This window comes from Rhodoferax ferrireducens (assembly GCF_003347515.1).
GTDB lineage: Bacteria > Pseudomonadota > Gammaproteobacteria > Burkholderiales > Burkholderiaceae_C > Rhodoferax.
This window is the reverse complement of the sequence record NZ_QEII01000186.1, coordinates 1-370: the sequence shown is the minus strand read 5'-3', so window position 1 is coordinate 370 and position 370 is coordinate 1. Positions and strand designations below refer to the sequence as shown.

Annotated in this window: 1 pseudogene; it reads left to right on the top strand. The window is 55.7% G+C overall.

From position 1 onward, the window contains the following. Window positions 1-72: 72 nt before the first annotated feature. Window positions 73-370 (top strand): annotated as a pseudogene (locus tag C5P05_RS35205) (transposase); the annotation flags it as partial.

The following is a 370-nucleotide window of genomic DNA, read 5'->3' as shown; positions in this document are numbered from 1 at the left end:
CCTGAGAAAATAAACGTGACGAAATCAAAACGAAGAGTCTTTGACGCGAGCTTCAAGCTGCAAGTCGTTGAAATGATCCGGGCCCAAGGCCTGAGCATTGGACAGGTTTGTCGGGACATGAAGCTGGGCGAGACGGCCGTGAGACGCTGGCTCGCGCAGGTTGATGCCGAACAACTCGGCCAGCCAGGCATCGGCAAGCCATTGACCGCTGAGCAACAGCGTATCCGCCAGCTCGAAGCCGAAAACCGGCAACTGCGAGGCGATGTGGATATCTTAAAAAAAGCATCGGCCTTCTTTGCCCGGGAACTGCGATGAGCTTCCAGCTTGTCGAGCAACTGCAGCAGAAGGCCGTGCCGGTAAACCAAATGTG